General features: G+C 69.5%; 13 protein-coding genes. 4 read left to right on the forward strand and 9 right to left on the reverse strand.

Annotation, left to right across the window (positions count from 1 at the left end):
* The first annotated feature begins 60 nt into the window (after positions 1-60).
* On the forward strand, positions 61-2,226 hold the full coding sequence (locus AB0M63_RS23970; RefSeq protein ID WP_366020805.1) for a PI-PLC domain-containing protein: 2,166 nt from the start codon (positions 61-63) through the stop codon (positions 2,224-2,226).
* Positions 2,227-2,238: 12 nt separating this feature from the next.
* On the opposite strand, the gene AB0M63_RS23975 is transcribed toward AB0M63_RS23970, so the two are convergent.
* The 9 genes from AB0M63_RS23975 to AB0M63_RS24015 all read right to left on the reverse strand — a co-directional run bounded on the left by AB0M63_RS23975 (position 2,239) and on the right by AB0M63_RS24015 (position 11,862).
* Complete coding sequence (locus tag AB0M63_RS23975; RefSeq protein ID WP_366020806.1) at positions 2,239-2,850, reverse strand: FxLYD domain-containing protein; 612 nt, start codon at positions 2,848-2,850, stop codon at positions 2,239-2,241.
* Positions 2,851-2,927: 77 nt separating this feature from the next.
* Positions 2,928-4,232 carry an alpha/beta fold hydrolase gene (locus tag AB0M63_RS23980; RefSeq protein WP_366020807.1) on the reverse strand — a complete coding sequence of 435 codons (1,305 nt, stop codon included), beginning with the start codon at positions 4,230-4,232 and terminating at the stop codon, positions 2,928-2,930.
* A 102-nt stretch (positions 4,233-4,334) separates the two neighbouring features.
* The gene (locus tag AB0M63_RS23985; RefSeq protein WP_366020809.1) at positions 4,335-5,366 is read right to left on the reverse strand and encodes a LacI family DNA-binding transcriptional regulator; all 1,032 of its coding nucleotides are present in this window, start codon (positions 5,364-5,366) and stop codon (positions 4,335-4,337) included.
* 88 nt (positions 5,367-5,454) lie between these two features.
* Positions 5,455-6,816: a BNR repeat-containing protein gene (locus tag AB0M63_RS23990; RefSeq protein ID WP_366020810.1), complete on the reverse strand. Its 1,362-nt coding sequence runs from the start codon at positions 6,814-6,816 to the stop codon at positions 5,455-5,457.
* Complete coding sequence (locus AB0M63_RS23995) at positions 6,813-7,133, reverse strand: L-rhamnose mutarotase (protein WP_355911338.1); 321 nt, start codon at positions 7,131-7,133, stop codon at positions 6,813-6,815. The genes AB0M63_RS23990 and AB0M63_RS23995 overlap by 4 nt, the downstream gene beginning before the upstream one ends.
* 32 nt (positions 7,134-7,165) lie before the next feature.
* Positions 7,166-8,248 (reverse strand): rhamnose ABC transporter substrate-binding protein, encoded by a 1,083-nt coding sequence (gene rhaS, locus AB0M63_RS24000; protein WP_355910939.1) that lies wholly within the window; start codon positions 8,246-8,248, stop codon positions 7,166-7,168.
* Positions 8,249-8,328: 80 nt separating this feature from the next.
* A complete protein-coding gene (locus AB0M63_RS24005) occupies positions 8,329-9,315 on the reverse strand; it encodes an ABC transporter permease (protein ID WP_355910936.1) in 987 nt (328 codons plus the stop codon).
* Positions 9,308-10,348 (reverse strand): ABC transporter permease, encoded by a 1,041-nt coding sequence (locus AB0M63_RS24010; RefSeq protein ID WP_366020811.1) that lies wholly within the window; start codon positions 10,346-10,348, stop codon positions 9,308-9,310. The genes AB0M63_RS24005 and AB0M63_RS24010 overlap by 8 nt, the downstream gene beginning before the upstream one ends.
* A complete protein-coding gene (locus tag AB0M63_RS24015) occupies positions 10,345-11,862 on the reverse strand; it encodes a sugar ABC transporter ATP-binding protein (RefSeq protein WP_366020812.1) in 1,518 nt (505 codons plus the stop codon). Before AB0M63_RS24015 ends, AB0M63_RS24010 begins: the two co-directional genes overlap by 4 nt.
* A 262-nt stretch (positions 11,863-12,124) precedes the next feature.
* Here AB0M63_RS24015 and rhaI point away from each other — a divergent pair, with 262 nt between their 5' ends.
* The 3 genes from rhaI to AB0M63_RS24030 all read left to right on the forward strand — a co-directional run bounded on the left by rhaI (position 12,125) and on the right by AB0M63_RS24030 (position 16,920).
* On the forward strand, positions 12,125-13,285 hold the full coding sequence (gene rhaI, locus AB0M63_RS24020) for an L-rhamnose isomerase (RefSeq protein WP_366020813.1): 1,161 nt from the start codon (positions 12,125-12,127) through the stop codon (positions 13,283-13,285).
* Between the two features lie 135 nt (positions 13,286-13,420).
* Positions 13,421-15,460: a bifunctional aldolase/short-chain dehydrogenase gene (locus AB0M63_RS24025; RefSeq protein WP_355910924.1), complete on the forward strand. Its 2,040-nt coding sequence runs from the start codon at positions 13,421-13,423 to the stop codon at positions 15,458-15,460.
* A complete protein-coding gene (locus tag AB0M63_RS24030; protein ID WP_366020814.1) occupies positions 15,457-16,920 on the forward strand; it encodes a rhamnulokinase family protein in 1,464 nt (487 codons plus the stop codon). The genes AB0M63_RS24025 and AB0M63_RS24030 overlap by 4 nt, the downstream gene beginning before the upstream one ends.
* The last annotated feature ends 46 nt before the right edge of the window (positions 16,921-16,966 follow it).

A 16,966-nucleotide genomic window follows, 5' to 3' on the forward strand; every position in this document is an offset into this window, starting at 1 on the left:
GCCCCTTCCGCCGTCCTGCCGTCCGTTTGCGGGGCCGGTGGGGCGGGACGACGATGAATCATGGACCCGGTCGGCGTCGCGTCCCGCAGGTGGTCGCGTATCGCGGCCATGGTCCTCGCCGTCCTCGCCACGGCCGTCCTCACTCTCACGGCCACGGCCCGCTCCACCGTGGTCTCTCCAGGTTTCTACCGCTCGGCGCTGGACGAACAGAAGGCCTACGACCGGCTCTACAACCAGGTGCTGGTCGATCCGCGCACGGCGGCCGTCACGCGCGGGCTGCTGGCCCGGCTGCCCGTTCCGGAGGCCCAGGTCACCTCCAATCTCAAGCTGGTGCTGCCGCCGGAGACGGTCCGGGACCTCACCCAGCGGCAGATCGACGCCGTGGTGGGCTACCTGGGCGGCGAGCGCGACTCGCTGGACCTCACGGTCGATCTGCGGCCCGTGCTGGCCAACCTCAACGACCTGGCGCAGATCTACTTCGGCGATCTCGTCGCCTCGGTCCAGAACCGCACCGAACCCGACTTCGACCGCTTCTCGGCCGACCTGTCCACCGCCCTGGGCACCGTGACCGCAGGGCACATCCCGACCGGGCTGCCCGCGCTTCCCTTGACCGAGGCACAGGCGGACCAGGCGGCCGCGACGCTGGTGAGCGGTCTGCCCGCCGCGGACCGGGACGCCCTGCGTCCGACGGTCGAGACGGCGCTGCGGGACGGCGATGTCGCGACCGCGCTCGCAACCGTCGCCCCCGCCGTCGTCTCTGACCGGACCCGGACAGCCGCCACTCAACTACGGACGACCTTCGACGGCGGGATCTGGAACCTCACGGACACCCTCGCCGCATCCGGCAACGACCTGGCTCCCCTCCACCGCGCCCGTGCCTACACCGCCGTCGGACTCGGCCTCACGGAGGCCCTCGCCTCGGCGCTCCTCGTCGTCGCGCTGACCGTGCTGTGGGTCTACGGCGGCCCGACGGCTCCGGGCCGCCAACTCCTCCCCCTGGGCTGGTCACTCGCGGCCGGTGGAGTGCTGGCCGGGCTCGTCGCCGTTGTGTTCCGGCTGGTCAGCGGTGGGCGGGTGATCGATCCGCCGGGTTCCTGGCCGCCGAGCCTGGCCCGGCTGGTAGACGATGTGCAGCGCACGGCCGTGGACCGGATCACGGCCACCGCCCTGACGACCGCTCTGGTCCCGGTGCTGGCCGGTGCCCTCCTGACCGCCGTGGGCTGGGCCCTCCAGGTCCGGCCGCACGTCCCCGCAGTGCCCCGGCTGCGGTGGCTGGCCCTGGCCACGGGCGGCGTCGCCGTCGCCGGAGTCCTGCTGGTGCCGTACGCCATCACGCCCACCACGTCCCGCAGTTGCGAGGGCAGCGCCAAGTTGTGCGACCGTCCCTACGACGAGGTCGCCTACCTCACCTCGCACAACGCGATGTCGACGACCGTCGACCGGTTCATCGGGCCGCTCCAGGACCCGGGAATCACCGCCCAGTTGGACGACGGGGTGCGCGCCCTCCAGATCGACACCTATCACTGGGAGCGCCCGGACGAGATCACCGCGCGGCTCGCCGAGTCCGACTTCACCCCGGAGCAACGGGAGTTCATCGCCTCGGCCGTGAACCGGGTCAACCCGCCGCGCGAGGGGCTGTGGCTGTGCCACTCCGTGTGCCGGGCCGGTGCCGTCGCCCTGGTGCCCGCGCTGCGTGAGATCGGCGACTGGATGCGCGCCCATCCGACCGAAGTCGTCACGCTGATCGTGCAGGACGCGATCAGCGGCGAGGACACCGAACAGGCCTTCGCGCAGGCCGGGTTGAGCGACCTGGTCCACACCCCGGACCCCGATCCCTCGAAGCCCTGGCCGACCCTGGGCGACATGGTCGACAGCGGGCGCCGACTCGTCGTCTTCGCGGAGAAGGCCGACGGTCCGGCGCCCTGGTACCGCAACTTCTACGACTACGGCATGGAGACCCCGTTCGCGTTCCGCACGCCGCAGGAGATGAGTTGCGTGCCGCATCGCGGTGGCAGCGACAAACGCCTGTTCCTGCTCAACCACTTCATCACCATCGACGGCGGCAGCCGCCTGGACGCGGGCGAGGTCAACGCCCGCCGGTACGTGCTCGACCGCGTCCACCGCTGTGAGCGGGAACGCGGTCGGCCGGTGAACTTCGTCGCCGTGGACTACACGACGATCGGGGACGCTGGCGGGGCCGTGGACGCGCTCAACTCACAGCGCTGACCGTCCTGTTGCTCAATAGCGTTGCGCCTTGGCCAGTTTGGGGGTCAGCACCGGCTCCGGCGGCTTCGTGCTGATGGCGACCGGCTGGGCCTTCGCGCCGGGCGCGAGGTTCTCGGCGCCGACGTACCGGCTTTCCACCACCTTCCCCGAGGAGTCGAGGAAGTCGACCTGGACGGCGTAGGACGCCTTCTTGTCGGTCTTGTTGGTGATGGTGACGACGACGGCGAGCAGTCCGCCGGTCTGGGCGCGCGGTTTGCCGGTCATGGTGACGTCCGCCATCGCGTTGCCCTGGCCCGTGACGTCTTTGAGTTCGTTCTGGGCGTCCTTGCTCGCGCGGGCAACCTCGGCCGATACCGAGGCCTCGAAGGAGGACGCGGCGGCCGAGGCGGAGGATGCGGCGGCGGAGGCCCGGGCGCTCGCCGAGGCGACCGCCGAGGAGGCGGCCGACTTCAGGGCAGACGGTGTCATGCCCGAGAAGGAGGCCGTGTCCGGGATCGAGGCCTGCGAACTGCTGCCGGAGCTGTTGTTGTCGTCGCCGCAGGACACCAGCGCGACCGTGCTCGCCGCGACGACGGCGAGGACCAGGGCGGCCGGGCGGGCCCGGCGGAGTGACTTGGTATTCATCGAAATGAACCTTATGTCGGAAATTTCGATGCGGCATGTCCTTGTCGGCCACCCGGTGAGGCCCCGCCCGGACTACCTCACGCCTCATCTCGCGTCAGCGCGATCAGCCGGTCCAGGACGCGTGGGCCGCCGGCCCGCACGCCGTCGTGCTCGAACTCGTCCGTGACCCAGGTACGCAGGCCGCGGATCGAGCGGGCGGTCTGCAGGGAGTGGGTCGCGTCGACGTACATGTCGTCGTGGTAGACGGCCGCGGCGACCGGCACCTCGTTGGCGGCCAGGCGCGCCGGGTCGTAGAGCGGCTGCCAGTCGGTGCGGGCGGCGAGGAGTTCGGCGGTGTCGCGGAGCGGGCGCAGGGCGGGGTCGCAGTCGAACATCCAGGGGTGGATCGACTCGCCCGTGAAGAGGAGGGGGCCGTCGCCGGCGAGCGTCTTGGCGGCGTCGAACTGCGGGAACTCGGCGCGCACCCGCTCCGCCGACCAGGCGGTGGGGCGGCTGCCCTGGCCGTAGCACGCCTCGTGGACCAGCGCGTAGAGGGGATGGCCGGCGTACGAGAGGAGGTTCTGGACCTCTTCCTGGAAGGCGTCGGAGAGTTCGTGACCCTGCGGGGTGCGGACGAAGGCGTTCTCCAGGAGGAAGTGGAGGCGGTGGCTGCCCTCACTGCCGCCGAGCATGATGCCGAGGGACTGGAAGGCCTCGGCAGTGAGCCGGTAGCCGCCCGGGAGGACCCGCTCGTGGCACAGCAGGTGTTCGGCGATGCGGCGGGCCCGCGCCACGTCCTGCGGGTAGCGGTCGTAGTGGGCGGCGACCTTGCGCTCGATGCGCGGGTAGGCCGCCCGGTAGACGTCGTCGGCGTGGGCGTCGAGGGACGGCAGACCGCCGGTGACGACTGCGGCACGGAGGCCTTCGGGGGCGGTGGACAGGTAGTTCACCGTGCAGAAGCCGCCGAAGCTCTGGCCGAGGACGGTCCAGGGGACGCCGCCGGTGAGAGCCGGGCGGATGGTCTCGCAGTCCCGGACGATCGAGTCGGCGCGGAAGCGGGTGAGGTGGTCGGCCTGTTCGGCGGGGCCGCCGCGCAGTGGGAGCGTCTGGCGGGTGAGCGGGGTGGAGTGGCCGGTGCCGCGCTGGTCGAGGAGGAGCACGCGGTACTCGTCGAGGGCCCGGTCGAGCCAGGCCTGCCGCCCGACGAAACGATTCGCCCCGAAGCCCGGTCCGCCCTGGAGATAGACCAGCCAGGGCAGGTCCTCCCGGTCCGCCTTGTCGCTCGCGACGACCTCACGGGCGTAGAGCTCGATGGTCTCGCCCGTGGGGTCCTCGTGGTCGAGGGGCACGGTGAAGCGGCGGTCGGTGAGGACGACGCCGGGCTGGCGGTAGCTGACGGACAACGGGGCTCCTGGGACGGACGGGATGACGGGCCGCGTCACAGTTCAGCACATGCGCGTCCGATATCCGACCCCCTGGATCATGAAATCGTACTGACCGGCGGGTCAGCGGGCGGCGAGGCTGGAGCGGCGCACCACCAGTTCCGGCTGGAGCACGACCCGCCGGTGCTCGTGCGGGCGAGCGCTGGTCGCCGCCTCCGCCTCGGTCTCCTCCAGGAGCAGTTCGGCGGCGAGGGCGCCCATCGTGACGGCGGGCTGGCGGACAGAGGTGAGCGGTACGGCGGCGGCAGCGGCGAACTCGATGTCGTCGTAGCCGACGATCGCGAGGTCGTCGGGGACGCCGACCCCGGCCGCGTACATGGCCTGGAGCACACCGAGGGCGAGGAGGTCGTTGGCGCAGAAGACGGCGGTGGGCCGCTCGGCGAGACCGAGCAGGCGGGCACCCGCGTCCCGTCCGGCGGCCACGTCGAGCCGGTCGGTGGGCAGCTCGCGCAGCGCGTCCGGGTCGAGACCGGCTTCGGTGAGCGCCTTCTTCGCGCCCGTACGACGGTCACGCACCTGGTTGAAGCCTGGCGGGCCGCTGACGTACGCGATCGAGCGGTGCCCGGCGTCGATGAGGTGTCGCACGGCGAGCGCGCCGCCCGCGACGTCGTCGACGGAGACCGAGCACTCGGTGGTGCCCTCGGCGACGCGGTCGACGAGCACGAATGGGATGCCGTGCCGGCGGAACGAGTCGATGTTGCGTCCGGTCGCGTCGGCCGGGGTCAACAGCACGCCCCGCACCCGCTGTTCGGCGAAGAGCGACAGGTACTCGGCCTCCTCGCCGGGACTCTGCGCGCTGTTGCAGACCATGACCCCGAGCCCGGCCTCGCGCGCGGCCCGCTCGGCGCCGCGGGCCACGTCCACGAAGAACGGGTTGCCCATGTCGAGGACGAGCAGCCCCATGATCCGGCTGCGGCCCGCCCGCAGTTGGCGCGCGGACTCGCTGCGGACATAGCCGAGGCGGTCGATCGCGGACAGCACGCGGGCCCGGGTCTCCGTGGCGACGGTGTCCGGGCGGTTGATGACGTTCGAGACCGTGCCGACGGAGACTCCGGCGGCGCGGGCGACGTCCTTGATACCCACCGGCTGGGCCATCAGGCGGAGACCTCCAGGGTGACGTGGGGCGGCGGGAAGACCTTCACATTACCGTCATGACCTTCGACGACTCCGGCGGCCGTCCCGGTCACGCCGGCAGGGCGAAGTCGACGACGTGGAGTGGCGAGGGGGTCGTACCGCTCGACTTCTCCTGGTACATGATCGACAGCACGTTGTCCGCCCGCACCCGCAGCTCGTCCACGACCACCTCGCCGAACGCGTTCAGATCGCTCGCGTCGTACAGCAGCGCCCAATCGGTGTACCCGGAGGCCTTCGAGGCGCCTGCGATACGGCCGTAGGGCAGGACCGCGTAGGCGTTGTCGTACTTGTCCAGGACCAGCCTGGTGCGCTGGCTGGAAGCGAGGGGGATCGGGATCTCGGTCTTCTGCCAGGCGCCGGTGGAGTTCTTGCGGAGGTGGAAGGCGCGGCCGTTGGCCGTGCGGTCGGCGACGTAGTCGGTGGTGCACTGGCCGAAGCGGCCGGGGACGTAGCTGATGATCGCGTGCGGGAGGCCGGCGGAGTCGGTGGTCTGGCTCTCCTGGTTCATCAGTGAGTGGTCCGGGTTCAGGGAGTCCACGACCAGTCCGCTGTCCGTGACGGCCACGGTGTCCGAACTGCCTGTTGTTCCTACGGTCGTTCCGGCGTCGTTGCGCCAACTGCGGCCCCGGTCCGTGGAGTACACGTAGCCGGTGTCGTGGTTGGTGAGACCACCGCTGTCGCACATCACGGCGGCGGACTGCTCACGCCAGGTGAACAGGGCGTGCAGGCGGCCGTTCACGTCGTAGTCGATGCCGTGGAGGTACATGTTGCGGACGGTGCTGGAGCCGTGCGTGCTGGTGTAGGTGCCGGTCGAGGCGCTCCACTCCCCCAGCGCGGTCCAGCCCGAACCGTCGTACTCCGCGAGGGCGTTGCGGCCGTTGCCGGAGATCCCGACGCGGTAGCTGAGCTGGAGTCTGCCCTCGGGGGTGGCGATGAACTGGGGGTAGGTGAACTGGGTGGTGAGGGCGACCCCGTCGAGTGTGGTCTGTACGGCACCGAGGACGGCCGGAGTCCAGGCGGTGGACGCCGGATTGTCGAGCAGACCGGCGATCGACTTGACGTAGAAGAAGCCGTCGCTGTGGGAGTCCATGTTCAGGTGCAGGCGGCCGTCGACCCTGGAGACGCCCATGGAGATGACGTTGTGGGAGTCGTCGCTCTTCAGGGTGTGGGAGAGGGTGATCCTCGACCAGTTGGTGGCGCCGAGGGCGCGGCGGGCGACGACCGCGTCGCGGGTGGAGGTGTACCAGGCCGCGTACTGGTAGCCCTTGTAGGTCAACAGGCCGTTCTTCTGGAACGAGTTGTTGTTGACCAGGCCGTCGTACGAGACGAAGTAGACAGCGGTGGCGTCCAGTTGGGTGCGGCCCAGCAGGGTGACGGCAGGGGCGGCGAGTCCGCTTCCGGCGGCGGTCATGAGAGGTGGAACACCTCCGTGAGGGGCTTCATCGCCTCGTCGGGACGGGCGCCGTCCAGTGACTCGAAGAACGGCGCCATCTCCGCCTGCCAGCGGGCGTTGATGTCGGTGGCCTCCATGCCGGCCTGGGCGGCGGCGAAGTCCTCGGTCTCCAAGTAGCCGACCAGCAGGCCGTCTTCGCGCAGGAAGAGCGAGTAGTTGTGCCAGCCGGTGGCCGAGAGTGCGTCGAGCATCTCGGGCCACACGGCGGCATGCCGCTCGCGGTACTCGTCGAGGCGGTCCGCCCGGACCTTCAGCAGGAAGCACACGCGCTGCATCAACACCCCATAGTTGTAGAGGACTTCAGGGACTAGAAGTTGAACTGGTCGATGTTCTTCGCGTCGAACACGGTCGGCTTGCCGAGGTTGATCACGCCGTCCTTGCCGATGGTGAACGAGCCCATGTCGCCGGCCTTGAAGGTCTCGCCCTCCTTGCCGGTGATCTGCCCCGACACCAGCGCCACGGCGGTCCGCGCGGCCAGCTCGCCGAGCTTCGCCGGGTCCCACAGCTCGAAGCCGTCGACGGTGCCGTTCTTGACGTACTTGCGCATGTCGTTCGGGGTGCCGAGGCCGGTCAGCTTGACCTTGCCCTTGTACTTGGAGCCGGAGAGGTACTGGGCGGCGGCCTTGATGCCGACCGTGGTCGGGGAGATGATCCCCTTCAGGTTCGGGTACTGCTGGAGCAGACCCTGGGTCTGCTGGAAGGACTGCTGCGCGTCGTCGTTGCCGTAGGCGACCTTGACCAGCTTGATGTTCTTGTACTTCGGGTCCTTCAGCTCCTCCTTCATGAAACCGATCCAGGTGTTCTGGTTCGTCGCGGTCTGCGCGGCCGACAGGATCGCGATCTCGCCCTTGTAGCCGATCTGTTGGGCGAGCAGTTGTACCTCGGTGCGGCCGAGGTCCTCGGCGCTGGCCTGCGAGACGAAGGCGTTGCGGCAGTCGGGGTTGGTGTCGGAGTCGTAGGTGACGACCTTGATCTTGTTGCTCATGGCCTGCTTGAGCGCGGTGCACAGGGCGCCCGGGTCCTGCGCTGACACGGCCATGGCGTTGACCTGCTGCTGGGTGAGCGTGTTGACGTAACTCACCTGTCCCGCCGTGTCGGTGGCGCTGGTCGGGCCCACCTCCTTGTACTTCTCGCCCAGTTCGGTGAGGGCCTTCTCGCCGCCCTTGTCGGAGGAGGTGAAGTACGGGTTGTTGACCTGCTTGGGCAGGAAGCCGACGGTGAGGCCCTTCTTGAGGGCGGCGTTCGGGTCGGCCTTGCCCGCGGAAGCGGCGGAGGTGTCGCTGTCCTTCACATCGTTCTTGGTGGTGCCGCCACAGGCGGTGGCGGCGAGGGCGACGGAGGTCACGGCGGCGAGGGCCGCACAGGCACGGCGGAGGGATGACTTGCGCATGGCTTGGGGTCCTTTGTTACGAAGGTGACGGAGACGGAACCGCGCGGCCGGCCACAACCGGCCCGCAGCCGACGAACGGCCTATCCGGCGGCGCGCGCAGCCGCCCTGGCATTGACAATCTGGCGTGCGACACGCGGCCCGAGCACGGAGACCACCAGCAGCACACCCGTGACGACGATCTGGGACTGCGCCGAGACGTTGAGCAGACTCATCACGTTCTGCAGCGCCCCGAGCAGGAAGACACCCGCGATCGCGCCTCCCAACGTCCCCTTTCCGCCGTCGAAGTCGATACCGCCGAGCAACACCGCGGCCACGACGGACAGTTCGAGCCCGGTGGCGTTGTCATAGCGGGCGCTGGCGTAGTGCAGCGCCCAGAACACACCGGTGAGCGAGGCCATCAGCCCGGTCACCGTGAACAGGATCAGCTTCTGCCGCTTGACGCGGATACCGGCGAACCGCGCCGCCTCCTCGTTGGCTCCGATCGCGAACAACGACCGCCCGAACGGGGTGGCGTGCAGGACGACCACGGCGATGGCCAGCAGGACGAGGAAGGGCAGGAAGGCCTGCGGCAGGAACGTGGTGCCGAGCCGTCCGGCCGCGAAGTCCAGGTACTGCGTGGGGAAGTCGGTCACCGCGTTGGAGCCGAGCACGATCTGCGCGATACCGCGATAGGCGGCGAGGGTGCCGATGGTGACGGCCAGGGACGGCAGGCCGAGCCGGGTCACGAGGAGCCCGTTGACCAAGCCGCAGGCCACGCCCAGCAGCAGGCAGATCGGGATGATCGTCTCGATGGCCATGCCGTCGTTCCACAGCTTGCCCATCACGGCGCCCGACAGGCCGGCCGTGGAGGCGACCGACAGATCGATCTCGCCGGCGACGACCAGGAGGGTCATCGGGAGGGCGATCAGGGCGATGGGAAGGGTGTTGCCGATCAGGAAGGACAGGTTCAGCGCGTTGCCGAAGCCGTCCACGGAGGAGAAGGAGAACAGGAGCAGGACGATCAGGAGGGCGCCGACGACCGTGTCCCAGCGGATCGCGCGGGTCGCCCACGACATGGACTCAGGCATGGCGGGCGTTCCTCTTCTTCAGTGCGGTGGCCACGCGCAGGGCGACCACCCGGTCGACGGCGATGGCGAGGATGAGCAGGATGCCGTTGATGGCCAGCACCCAGACGCTGCTGACGCCGAGGGCGGGCAGCACACTGTTGATGGAGGTCAGCAGAAGGGCGCCGAGGGCCGCGCCGTAGACGCTGCCGGAGCCGCCGGTGAAGACCACTCCGCCGACAACCACCGCGCTGACGACGGTGAGTTCATAGCCGGTGCCGGTGCCGGAGTCGACGTTGCCGAAGCGGGCCAGGTACATCGCGCCGGCGAGTCCGGCGAGTCCGCCGCAGAAGGTGTACGCGGCGAGGATCCGCTTGCGGACGGGGATGCCGGCGAGCCGGGCGGCCTCGGGGTTGGAGCCGAGGGCGTACAACTCCCGTCCGCTGCCGAAGTGTTTGAGGTAGTAGGCGGTGGCGACCAGGACGGCGAGCGCGATCAGCGCGAGCCAGGGCACGGCGGACAGACCGCCGGAACCGAAGTCCACGAATCCGCCCGGGAGATCGGCGGCGGTGATCTGCCGCGAGCCGACCCAGATGGAGTCGACGCCCCGGATGATGTAGAGCGTGCCGAGCGTGACGACCAGGGCCGGTACCTGACCGAGGCTGACGAGCAGCCCGTTGACCAGGCCGAGACCGATGCCGAGCAGCACGGCGAGGAGGATCGCGACGACCGCGTTGCCGCCACCCTGGAGGTAGGTCCCGGTGGCGAAGGCGGTGATGCCGAGGGTCGAGCCGACCGACAGGTCGACATTGCGGGTGATGACGACCAGCGACTGCCCGGTGGCGACGAGGACCAGGATGGTCGCGTTCAGGAGCAGGTCCTTGATGCCCTGCTCGGACAGGAACTCGCTGTTGCCCGCCTGGGTGATGCCGATCATCACCAGGAAGACGACCAGGATGGCGAGTTCGCGCATCTTGAAGACACGGTCGACCAGCCGGGTGCTGCTCGACTCGGGCACCTCGGCGGGGGGCGCGGGATTGGGAGCCGTGACCGTCATACGGCGGCCCTCCCGGTGGCTGCGGCCATCACGGTTTCCTCGGTGGCTTCGGAGCGGGGGATCTCGGCGGTGAGGCGGCCCTCGTGCATCACCAGCACGCGGTCGGCCATGCCGAGGATCTCGGGCAGATCGGAGGAGATCATCAGGACCGCGACCCCGTCGGCGGCCAACTCGCTGAGCAGCCGGTGGACTTCGGCCTTGGTGCCGACATCGATGCCACGGGTCGGCTCGTCGACGATCAGCACCTTGGGGCCGGTGGCCAGCCACTTGGCGAGGACGACCTTCTGCTGGTTGCCGCCGGAGAGGGTGTTCACGGTGTCGGCGATCCGCGCGTACTTGACGTGCAGCTTCACCGCCCAGTCGAGCGAACGGCTGCGCTCGGCGCCGCGGTCGACGAGGCCCGCCTTCGTGGTCGTACGCAGGCCGGTGAGCCCGATGTTGCGCTCGATCGACATGTCCATCACCAGGCCCTGGGCCCGCCGGTCCTCGGGGACCAGGGCGAGCCCCGCGGCCATCGCGGTGGAGGGGGCGCCGTTCGTCAGCGCCCTGCCATCGACCTCGACCCCGCCGGCGTCCCACCGGTCGATGCCGAAGACGGCTCGCGCCACCTCGGTACGGCCGGCGCCGACGAGCCCGGCGAGGCCGACGATCTCGCCGCGCCGCACGTCGAAGGACACGTCGGTGAAGACGCCCTCGCGGGTCAACCGCTTGACACTCAGGGCGACTTCGCCGGCTTCGACGTCCTGCTTGGGATACAGCTCGTCGAGATCGCGGCCGACCATGCGCCGTACGAGGTCGTCCTCGGTCATCCCGTCGAGGGGTTCGCTGGAGATCAGGGCGCCGTCCCGCAGCGTGGTGACCTGCTGGCAGATCCGGAAGATCTCCTCCAGGCGGTGCGAGATGAACAGGATGGCCGCACCCTGTTCGCGCAGGGTGCGGACGACGCCGAAGAGGCGGGCCACCTCACTGCCGGTGAGGGCGGCCGTCGGCTCGTCCATGATGAGGACGCGGGCGTCGAAGGAGAGCGCCTTGGCGATCTCCACGATCTGCTGGTCGGCGATGGAGAGGCCACGGGCCGGCCGGTCCGGGTCCAACTCGACGCCGAGCCGCTTCATCAGGTCGGCGGTCGCCGCGTACGTGGCCTTGTGGTCGATCCGGCCCAGCGCGCGGCGCGGCTGGCGGCCCATGAAGATGTTCTCGGCGATCGACAGGTCGGGGAAGAGGGTCGGTTCCTGGTAGATCACGGCGATGCCCGCGTCACGGGCGTCACCGGGGCCGTGGAAGAGGACGGGTTCGCCGTCGAGCAGCACCTGGCCGGCGTCGGGCCGGTGCACACCGGCGAGGGTCTTGATGAGGGTGGACTTGCCCGCGCCGTTCTCACCGGCGAGTGCGTGCACCTCACCGGGGAACAATGCGAGGGACACGTCCCGCAGGGCGCGCACCGCGCCGAAGGACTTGGAGATGCCCTTGAGCGCGAGCACCGGGGCCGGACCCGCGTCTGACGGGTGGGTCATGAGGGGCTCCTCGACGACGCCGGCGGGTGGGCCCTCACAGCGTCGTGAAAGGTTTCAACTTGGTTGCCGGGACGTTAGGCGCGCCAGGCTTGTCACGTCAATGGGTCCGGGTCGAAAAACTTTCGATAGTCAAAGGTCACATTGGAGTCACGGAGTGCAGGGTTCGCCGTAGGGCTTGACACCCCTTCGGGAGGCTCATAGCTTCCCTCTCTGAATCGTTTCATACATACGTCGTTCCGTCGCACGTCACAGGAGCCCTCAAGTGACCGATCTCGCCGCGGTGAAGGCCGCTCTCAGGACCCAGGCAGTCGAGACGCCGTCATGGGCGTACGGGAACTCCGGGACCCGGTTCAAGGTGTTCGCCCAGCAGGGCGTGCCCCGCACCCCGCAGGAGAAGCTGGAGGACGCCGCCAAGGTCCACGAGTTCACCGGCGTGGCTCCTACGGTGGCCCTGCACATCCCCTGGGACCGGGTCGACGACTTCGGGGCGCTGGCCAAGTTCGCGGACGACCACGGGCTGAAGCTCGGTGCGATCAACTCCAACACCTTCCAGGACGACGACTACCGCCTCGGCAGCGTCTGCCACCCCGAGGCGGCGGTGCGGCGCAAGGCGCTCGACCATCTGCTGGAGTGCGTCGACATCATGGACGCGACGGGCTCCGCCGACCTGAAGCTGTGGTTCGCGGACGGTACGAACTATCCCGGGCAGGACGACCTCTCGGCCCGGCAGGACCGACTGGCGGAGGCGCTCGCCGCGGTGTACGAGCGGCTCGGGGACGGGCAGCGGATGCTGCTGGAGTACAAGTTCTTCGAGCCGGCGTTCTACGCCACGGACGTGCCCGACTGGGGGACGGCGTACGCACACTGCCTCAAGCTCGGGCCCAAGGCGCAGGTCGTGGTCGACACGGGGCACCACGCCCCCGGCACCAACATCGAGTTCATCGTCGCGACGCTGCTGCGGGAGGGGAAGCTCGGGGCGTTCGACTTCAACTCGAGGTTCTACGCGGACGACGATCTGATGGTGGGGGCGGCGGATCCCTTCCAGTTGTTCCGGATCATGTACGAGGTGATCCGGGGTGGCGGGTTCACCGCCGATGTCGCCTTCATGCTCGACCAGTGTCACAACATCGAGGCGAAGATTCCGGCGATCATCCGGTCGGTGATGAATGTGCAGGAAGCGACCGCGAAGGCGTTGCTTGTGGATTCGGTGGCGTTGGGGGCGGCGCAGCGGGCGGGGGACGTGTTGGAGGCCAATGCGGTGTTGATGGACGCGTACAACACTGATGTGCGGCCGTTGTTGGCGGAGGTTCGGGAGGATATGGGGCTTGATGCCGATCCCGTGCGGGCGTATCGGGGTAGTGGGTGGCAGGAGCGGATTGTTGCTGAGCGGGTGGGGGGACAGCAGGCCGGTTGGGGAGCGTAAGTGTGTGACCGGATCGCTTGTTTGCGGGTGCTGGTCCGTTGTTGCTGGCCGCGCCCACGCGGCGGAGCCGCATATCGATACAGCCCCGCGCCCCCAAAAAATAACTCACCCCTCTCTTGTAAGGACTGAATGTTCATGGCACCGCACCCCCAAGCCGCCTCTCTCCTCGCCCGATCTCATCGGCTCGGCGCTGATCCCCGGAACACCAATTACGCCGGGGGGAATGCGTCCGCCAAGGGAAGCGACATCGATCCCGTGACGGGGGGTGATGTCGAGTTGATGTGGGTGAAGGGGTCCGGAGGGGATCTGGGGACGCTCACTGAGGGTGGGCTTGCTGTGTTGCGGTTGGATCGGATGCGGGCGTTGGTCGATGTGTATCCGGGGGTTGAGCGCGAGGACGAGATGGTGGGGGCGTTCGACTACTGCCTGCATGGGAAGGGGGGTGCGGCGCCCTCAATCGACACCGCCATGCACGGGCTCGTGGACGCGGCGCATGTCGATCATCTGCATCCCGACTCGGGGATCGCGCTGGCCTGTGCGGCCGACGGGGAGAAGCTGACCGCCGAGTGTTTCGGTGACACGGTGGTGTGGGTGCCGTGGCGGCGGCCCGGGTTCCAGTTGGGGCTGGACATCGCCGCCGTCAAGGAGGCCAATCCGCAGGCCGTGGGGTGTGTGCTCGGGGGGCATGGGATCACGGCTTGGGGGGACAGCTCCGAGGAGTGTGAGCGCAACTCGCTGCACATCATCCGTACCGCCGAGGCGTTCCTCGCCGAGCACGGGAGGCCTGAGCCCTTCGGGCCCGTTGTCGAGGGGTACGGTGCGCTGGCCGACGGCGAGCGACGGGAGCGGGCCGCCGCCCTCGCGCCGTATGTCCGTGCCGTCGCTTCTCAAGACCGGCCACAGGTGGGGCACTTCACCGATTCCGATGTCGTCCTTGATTTCCTCGCGCGGGCCGAGCATCCCCGGCTCGCCGCGCTCGGTACCTCCTGCCCCGACCACTTCCTGCGCACCAAGGTCAGGCCGCTGGTTCTCGATCTGCCGCCCACCGCTCCGCTGGACGAGGCGATCGCGCGGCTGAAGGAGCTGCACGCCGCCTATCGCGAGGAGTACGCCGCCTATTACGAGCGGCACGCGCTGCCCGACTCCCCCGCCATGCGCGGTGCCGACCCGGCGATCGTGCTGATCCCGGGTGTGGGCATGTTCTCCTTCGGCAAGGACAAGCAGACCGCGCGGGTGGCCGGCGAGTTCTACGTCAACGCCATCAACGTGATGCACGGGGCCGAGGCCGTGTCGGCGTACGCGCCGATCGAGGAGTCGGAGAAGTTCCGTATCGAGTACTGGGCCCTGGAAGAGGCCAAGTTGCGGCGGATGCCGAAGGCCAAGCCGCTCGCCACCCGGGTCGCGCTCGTGACCGGTGCCGGGAGTGGGATCGGGAAGGCCATCGCCCGGCGGCTGGTCGACGAAGGCGCGTGCGTCGTTGTCGCGGATCTCAACTCCGAGAGTGCGCAGGCCGTTTCGGAGGAGTTGGGCGGGCCCGACAAGGCCGTCGCCGTCACCGTGGACGTGACGGACGAGGGGCAGATCGCCGAGGCTTTCAAGGCTGCTCTGCTCGCCTTCGGCGGGGTCGATCTCGTCGTCAACAACGCGGGGATCTCCATCTCCAAGCCCCTGCTGGAGACTTCGGCCAAGGACTGGGATCTCCAGCACGACATCATGGCCCGCGGCTCGTTCCTCGTCTCGCGTGAGGCGGCCCGGGCGATGATCGCGCAGGGACTCGGCGGCGACATCCTCTACATCGCGTCGAAGAACGCCGTGTTCGCCGGTCCCAACAACATCGCCTACTCCGCGACCAAGGCCGACCAGGCCCATCAAGTACGGTTGCTGGCGGCCGAGTTGGGCGAGCACGGCATCCGGGTCAACGGGATCAACCCGGACGGTGTCGTGCGCGGTTCCGGCATCTTCGCGGGCGGCTGGGGTGCGCAGCGGGCGGCGACGTACGGGATCGAGGAGGAGAAGCTCGGTGAGTTCTACGCCCAGCGCACCATCCTCAAGCGGGAGGTGCTGCCGGAGCATGTCGCGAACGCCGTCTTCGCCCTCACCGGTGGGGACTTGACGCACACCACCGGGCTGCACGTCCCGGTCGACGCCGGCGTTGCGGCCGCCTTCCTTCGATGAGCGCCGACGTGAAGGCGTACGCCGCGGTCGACCTCGGCGCGTCCAGCGGGCGGGTCATGGTAGGCCATGTCGGGCTCGATTCCCTGGAGTTGACGGAGGCCCACCGCTTTCCCAACCGGCCCGTCCGCACCCCCGAGGGGCTGCGGTGGGACATTCTCGCGCTGTACGCGGGTGTCCTCGACGGGCTCCGGGCGGTGGGCGCGGCCACCGGTGGCCGGGTCGACTCCGTCGGTATCGACAGTTGGGCCGTCGACTACGGCCTGTTGGACGCGGACGGGGCCTTGCTGGGTAATCCCGTGCACTATCGGGACGCCCGCACCGAGGGGGTCGCCGAGAAGGTGTGGGCGACCGTGCCCGCGACCGAGCTGTATGCGGCGACCGGGCTCCAGTACGCGCCCTTCAACACGCTGTATCAGCTCACGGCGGCCCGCGACTCGCCTCAACTGACCTGTGCCGAGCGGTTGTTGCTCGTCCCGGATCTGCTGTCCTACTGGCTCACCGGCGAGCAGGGCACCGAGCTGACGAACGCCTCGACCACCCAGCTCATCGATCCCCGGACGCGCGACTGGTCGTACGACATCGCCTCGCGGCTCGGCATCGACCTGGAGCTGTTCGCACCGCTTCGGCGGCCGGGGGATCGGGCAGGTGTGCTGCGGGCCGAGGTGCTGGAGGAGACGGGGCTGCGGGGGCCCGTGCCGGTGACGGCGGTCGGGTCGCACGACACCGCGTCCGCCGTCGCCGCCGTTCCGGCCGTGGCGGAGCGGTTCGCCTATATCTGTACCGGCACCTGGTCCCTGGCCGGGCTGGAGCTGGACGCGCCCGTGCTCACCGAGGCGAGCCGTGCCGCGAACTTCACCAACGAGCTGGGGCTCGACGGCACGGTCCGCTATCTGCGCAACATCATGGGGCTGTGGCTGCTTCAGGAGTGTGTACGGGCCTGGGGAGAGCCGGAGTTGGGCGAGTTGCTGCGCGGGGCGGCGCGGGTGCCGGCGCTGCGGTCGGTCGTGGACGCGGGGGACGCGGCGTTTCTGGCGCCGGGCCGGATGCCGGAGCGGATCGCGGACGCCTGCCGCCGCTCCGGGCAGCCGGTGCCGGAGTCCCGGGCGGAGATCACGCGCTGCATTCTCGACTCGCTCGCGCTCGCCCATCGGCGTGCGGTCGACGACGCCCAGGTCCTCGCCGACCATCCGGTGGACGTCGTGCACATCGTCGGGGGCGGTACCCGCAACGCGCTGCTGTGCCAACTGACCGCCGACGCCTGCGGGTTGCCGGTGGTGGCGGGTCCCACGGAGGCCGCCGCGCTGGGCAATGTGCTGGTCCAGGCGCGGGCCCACGGGCTCGTCGGCGATCTGGCCGGCATGCGGGAGCTCCTCGCCAGGACCCAGCCGTCGACCCGCTACGAACCGCGCGGCGACACCGCCCGCTGGCGGGCCGCGGAGGCCCGGCTCGCCGCGCGGTGAGCCTGGGACTCCCCCAGCGGGCGACCTCCGACTACGCTGCACCCAT

This window comes from Streptomyces sp. NPDC051576 (genome assembly GCF_040681835.1).
Taxonomy (GTDB): Bacteria; Actinomycetota; Actinomycetes; order Streptomycetales; family Streptomycetaceae; genus Streptomyces.

Bases quoted from the DNA above. Each gene is read 5' to 3' on its own strand.
- AB0M63_RS24010 (WP_366020811.1), bottom strand. From the start codon at position 10,348: ATGACGGTCACGGCTCCCAATCCCGCGCCCCCCGCCGAGGTGCCCGAG.
- AB0M63_RS24030 (WP_366020814.1), top strand. From the start codon at position 15,457: ATGAGCGCCGACGTGAAGGCGTACGCCGCGGTCGACCTCGGCGCGTCC.
- AB0M63_RS23970 (WP_366020805.1), top strand. From the start codon at position 61: ATGGACCCGGTCGGCGTCGCGTCCCGCAGGTGGTCGCGTATCGCGGCC.
- AB0M63_RS24025 (WP_355910924.1), top strand. From the start codon at position 13,421: ATGGCACCGCACCCCCAAGCCGCCTCTCTCCTCGCCCGATCTCATCGG.
- AB0M63_RS23985 (WP_366020809.1), bottom strand. From the start codon at position 5,366: ATGGCCCAGCCGGTGGGTATCAAGGACGTCGCCCGCGCCGCCGGAGTC.
- AB0M63_RS24005 (WP_355910936.1), bottom strand. From the start codon at position 9,315: ATGCCTGAGTCCATGTCGTGGGCGACCCGCGCGATCCGCTGGGACACG.
- AB0M63_RS23990 (WP_366020810.1), bottom strand. From the start codon at position 6,816: ATGACCGCCGCCGGAAGCGGACTCGCCGCCCCTGCCGTCACCCTGCTG.
- AB0M63_RS24015 (WP_366020812.1), bottom strand. From the start codon at position 11,862: ATGACCCACCCGTCAGACGCGGGTCCGGCCCCGGTGCTCGCGCTCAAG.
- AB0M63_RS23975 (WP_366020806.1), bottom strand. From the start codon at position 2,850: ATGAATACCAAGTCACTCCGCCGGGCCCGCCCGGCCGCCCTGGTCCTC.
- rhaS (WP_355910939.1), bottom strand. From the start codon at position 8,248: ATGCGCAAGTCATCCCTCCGCCGTGCCTGTGCGGCCCTCGCCGCCGTG.
- AB0M63_RS23995 (WP_355911338.1), bottom strand. From the start codon at position 7,133: ATGCAGCGCGTGTGCTTCCTGCTGAAGGTCCGGGCGGACCGCCTCGAC.